The organism is Enterobacter sp. CM29 (genome assembly GCF_013179605.1).
Classification (GTDB): Bacteria; Pseudomonadota; Gammaproteobacteria; order Enterobacterales; family Enterobacteriaceae; genus Enterobacter; species Enterobacter intestinihominis.
This window is the reverse complement of the sequence record NZ_JABMCU010000264.1, coordinates 1-4,790: the sequence shown is the minus strand read 5'-3', so window position 1 is coordinate 4,790 and position 4,790 is coordinate 1. Positions and strand designations below refer to the sequence as shown.

Below are 4,790 nucleotides of genomic sequence, written 5' to 3'. Positions count from 1 at the left end.
TTAACGGCAGCAGCAGGGCGATTTTGCTGGTGGAGGCGGGCTTAAAGTTTTGCACGTTCACCAGCTGCGTTGGCAGCATTTTTGCTCCCGGGTTTTGCGGGTAGCGCTTTTGCCAGTCGGTAATGCCGGCTTTCAGCATGTTCGGATCGCTGCGGTTGTTGAACCACATCTGTTGCAGATCCAGCCAGCCTTGCAGGACATTTTCATCGGCGTTGATCACCAGCGCTCTGGCCTGATCCTGGGTCATGGAGGCGAGTGCCTGCCAGGTTGCGTCAATATTTTTCTGCTTGTCCGCACCCGCAAGCAGAGGCTCCTGGGCAATCAGCGCGCGGAGAAGCGTCAGGGAGGGGCGACCCTGCTCAGCGGTGATACCGGCCTGCCAGAAACGGGCCTGCTGATTCTTATCCAGCGCGCTCAGTTCGATAGTGCCGAGGATCTTCTTCGCGCCGTCGAAATCTTTCTGCGCGACCTTCAGTTCTGCCGACAGCAGCGTCTGCTCATGGCGCTGAGTGTCGTTAAGATCCTGCGGCAGCTGGCTGAACAGCTCGGCGGCCTGCTGGGTTTTTCCTTCCTTCAGCAGTGCACGAATGGCGAGTAATTGCCAGTTGATCCTGGTATCATTTGAACTCTGCGACATTTGTTGCAGATAAAAGCCAGAATCAGCCTGAGCGGATCCCTGCATATGAGCAGTGCTCTGGTCGGGTGCCTGGGTGCCGCAGCCGGTAAAGATCAGGGCTGCCAGCAGGAGGGGCACGCTGTGCGCGGCTTTTTTTCGAAGAAACGTTAACGGTACCATACTGTATCCAGTGATTTTTTTACGCAATGCTCAATATTAAATCGGCAATACGGACGAAACAATGAAACAACACGAAACGGCAGATAATTCTCAAGGCCAGCTTTATATTGTACCTACTCCTATCGGGAATTTGTCTGATATTACCCAACGTGCACTCACTGTATTGCAAGCTGTTGATTTAATTGCTGCTGAAGACACCCGTCATACCGGTTTACTGCTGCAGCACTTTGCCATTAACGCCCGTTTGTTTGCCCTGCACGATCACAATGAGCAACAAAAAGCCGAAACGCTGGTGGCGAAGCTGAAAGAAGGGCAGAACATCGCGCTGGTCTCCGATGCGGGTACGCCGCTTATCAACGATCCGGGTTACCATCTGGTGCGCACCTGCCGTGAAGCAGGGATCCGCGTTGTGCCGCTGCCGGGGCCGTGTGCTGCTATTGCCGCATTAAGTGCGGCGGGCCTGCCGTCCGATCGTTTCTGCTACGAAGGTTTCCTGCCTGCTAAATCCAAAGGCCGTCGCGACGTGTTAAAGGATCTGGAAGCAGAGCCGCGTACCCTGATTTTTTACGAATCAACCCACCGCCTGCTGGAAAGCCTGGAGGATATGGTTACCGTCTGGGGCGAATCCCGCTACGTGGTGCTGGCGCGCGAGCTGACCAAAACCTGGGAAACCATTCACGGCGCGCCGGTTGGCGAACTGCTGGCGTGGGTGAAAGAGGATGAGAACCGCCGCAAGGGCGAAATGGTGCTGATTGTCGAAGGGCATAAAGCGCAGGAAGACGCCCTGCCTGCCGATGCGCTGCGTACGCTGACCCTGCTACAGGCTGAACTGCCCCTGAAAAAAGCGGCGGCGCTGGCGGCGGAGATCCACGGCGTGAAGAAAAATGCGCTGTATAAATATGCGCTGGAGCAGCAGGGGGAGTAAGCCCCTGCCGCCTGTTTTGCCGGGTGGCGGCTTCGCCTTACCCGGCCTACACCGTGTCAAAGCCTCACTATTTTCCCGGAATCGCCTCAAACACCAGCGTTTCCAGCGGTTGCAGCGTAATCACCACAGCGTTTTTATACTCCTCTGGTACGGTTGAATTACTGCCGTACACGGCTTTCAGGGTAAACTGCGAGCGCTCTCCTGCCGGGATCTCAAAATCTTTGGTTAAATCCAGGTAGTAACGTTGCGGCTTATCCGACGGGTTGCGTAAACCAAAAATCGCTGTGTCTTTACTCCATGAGGCCCAGCCGTAAACCTCAAGCGAAGTTGGGTCACCGCCAATCCAGTGCGTATCCACCAGCACGCTGGCATTCTCACGCGACCACTTCGCCGCCTGTGCCAGGGTGTCCCACTTCGCCTTGTTAAGCATGGACGGCGTGATGTACAGCTCCTGAAGTTGAGTTCCGGTCGCGAAGTAGCTCCAGACCTGATCGGCAAAATCACCGTCCGTTTGTACTTTCTCCAGTCCATAGTAAGCGTTCTCTGCGCTGACGATCCCGTGGTACATCAGTGAATTCAGCGGGAACAGCGGACCTTTGCGTACGATGGAGCGATAAGTTTCGGCATCCCGGTAGGTCATCCACTGCTGCACTGGCGTGCCGGGACCGTACAGGTTGATATCATCGCCCTGACGCCAGATTGAATCAGCATAGAACAGCCAGGACGGGCTCGCGTCGGTCCCGGTGGTCAGGTTGATAAACAGGTTCGGGTTTGCGCTGCGCATGTTGTGCAGCAGGGCAATGGACGCGTCAAAATCCGATGCAAATGGGCTGCCCTTGATATGCGAATTGGCGTTACCCATTCCGTCGAGCTTGAACGAGGTAATGTGCTCGTTTTTGATCAGCTTAATGATCTGATCGTTAAAGTTTTTAAAGTAGTTCGGCCCCGACAGCGCCAGCTTGCCATCTACGGTTTCGAAACCATACTCTTTTGCATGCGAGACGCGAATATCGCGCGGCTTGTTGTAACCGCCCCACGGTGAAAGCCACAGCCCAACCGAGCTATGCAGGCTATCGGCTTTTTCCCTGACTTTGCCAAAACCGTTGCTGAATGCCGGGCCAAACAGCCAGCGTCCGGTGCGATCGTCCCAGCCATCGTCCAGCAGGAACGCGTCCAGCGCCACCCCGCGTCCGGCAATAAATTCTTTATTCCATTCGTCCATTCGTCCAATGACATCCTGCTCGGAGTAAGGAGTAAAGAAGCCGATGTCCATCCAGCTGTTGTAGTGCAGATAAGGCTTATAAGGCCGCGGGCGCACGGCATCGATAAACTGGTTTACGCTGCGCCGCAGCTGATTAGTTTCCGGGAAAGTGCCGAACCAGGTGGTAAAACTGACCGGTGTCTCAGGCAGAATTGGCGTTTTCAGCTCCACGTTGAGGTTCGTGGTGGCTTCATAAGCGTAAGTATTCACAATCGGTTTGTCTGGCAGGATGAAGAACGAGTCGGCCACGATTGGCGAGCTGTTAATCGCCCCGTCAACGTAAGGTGCCTGAGACTGCTTCTTCGTCGGGAAGAAGGTCATTTTCGCTACGTCCCGCGGCTGCCCGACGGCGGCGATGGTGTAGCCGATGCTGGCGTATTTTCCCTTCACCAGGTTCAGTTTCACCGTTACGTTAAAATCCGGATGCGTAAAGTCGATGACTATCGCGTTGCCCTGCTTTTCGACGTGCTTGATTTTGAAATCAGCGGTGTGGATTTTTGTTTCATCCGGCAGCGTCAGAAAGAACAACTCCTGTGGCGTGAGCGGATGGTTAGCCTTGCTGTCCGTTACTACTACCGTTGCATTTGCATCATCAAACGAAAGGGCAATATTGTTGTTACTGAGCGCGTAGTTTGCTGCTGCCGCGCCATGAGAAACACAGAGAGCCAGCAGTGAGAGAGTGAGCCTTGTTTTCATCGGGGTAAGATCCTTATCAGTAATGCTTCAGCATTCGGTTGATGGACTGTTCCAGCCAGTAGCGCTGGGTGCCGAAGTTAATACGCAGGTAGTTTTCGCCGTTTTGTACGTAGTGGCTGCCATCTTCGATGACCACGCCAGCCTGTTTGGCGAAATGTTGGGTTAGCGCCGTCGCACTGCGATCGTCCGCACTGACGTCTATCCAGGCGAGATACGACGACTCCGGGTTCATCATCTTCCATGCAGGGAAGTGGGTCTGGATGGCATCTGCAAGGTAGCGGGCATTGCCGCGCAGATAACCATTCAGCGCGTCGAGCCATGGCAGACCTTGCCGATAGGCCAGAATAATCCCCCACACGCCGAAGATATTCGGCGAGGTAATGGAGTTCTTCTCCAACTGCTGGCGGAAACGCTGGCGCAGCGAATCGTCTGGAATCATTGAGTAAGATGTTTTTAGCCCGCCAAGGTTGAAGGCTTTATTGGGGGAGGTCAGCACAATCAGGTTGTCCTGGGCGGCACAGCCCGAAGTCAGACAGCTGACGAATGTACCGTCCAGAATGTGCTCGGCGTGAACCTCATCAACCACCAGAATCGTGCCGTAGCGCTTACAGAGATCGGACACCTGGCGTATCTCATCCGCGCGCCAGATGCGGCCCGAGGGGTTATGCGGCGAGCAGAAAAACCACAGTTTTGGACGGTGAGTTTTGAGCTGAACTTCAATCAGATTAAAATCCAGCTGATAGCGGTTTTCCTTCACGCTCAGCGGATTTGCAAGCACCCGCACGCCCTGTCGCTGTGTCGCCATCGCAAACGGGTCATACACCGGGGTGTTCATCATCACGCAGTCGCCGGGATTGCAGAACGCCTGAACCGTATAGTGCAGCGTAGAAACGGTGCCGTAGGTCAGGGTGATCCATGACTTATGCACCTCAACCTGATGACGGGTGCGCTGGAAGGCGATGACCACATCGTAGAATTCGTCGAAGCACCAGGTGTAACCGAAGGTGCCATGCTCCACGATGCGCTGAAAGCCTTCAATCACGGCGGGTGGCGAGGTGAAATCCATGTCTGCTATCCACAGCGGGATAAATCCCTCCGGGACATCACCGAAA

Annotated in this window: 4 protein-coding genes; 1 reads left to right on the top strand and 3 read right to left on the bottom strand. The window is 54.9% G+C overall.

The genetic code is table 11. The annotated features are described in order from the left end of the window. A partial coding sequence (locus tag HP459_RS21405) for a penicillin-binding protein activator (protein WP_171936804.1) occupies positions 1–796 on the bottom strand: 796 nt, incomplete at its 3' end. A gap of 61 nt (positions 797–857) precedes the next feature. Between HP459_RS21405 and rsmI the strand changes: the two genes are divergently transcribed. Then, positions 858–1,721: a 16S rRNA (cytidine(1402)-2'-O)-methyltransferase gene (gene rsmI / locus HP459_RS21400; RefSeq protein WP_023307053.1), complete on the top strand. Its 864-nt coding sequence runs from the start codon at positions 858–860 to the stop codon at positions 1,719–1,721. A 67-nt stretch (positions 1,722–1,788) separates the two neighbouring features. On the opposite strand, the gene HP459_RS21395 is transcribed toward rsmI, so the two are convergent. Together HP459_RS21395 and HP459_RS21390 are read right to left on the bottom strand one after the other, a co-directional pair. Next, positions 1,789–3,678 carry an enterotoxin gene (locus HP459_RS21395; protein WP_171936803.1) on the bottom strand — a complete coding sequence of 630 codons (1,890 nt, stop codon included), beginning with the start codon at positions 3,676–3,678 and terminating at the stop codon, positions 1,789–1,791. Positions 3,679–3,694: 16 nt separating this feature from the next. After that, positions 3,695–4,790: MalY/PatB family protein (locus HP459_RS21390; RefSeq protein ID WP_171936802.1), on the bottom strand; the 1,096-nt coding region annotated here is incomplete at its 5' end.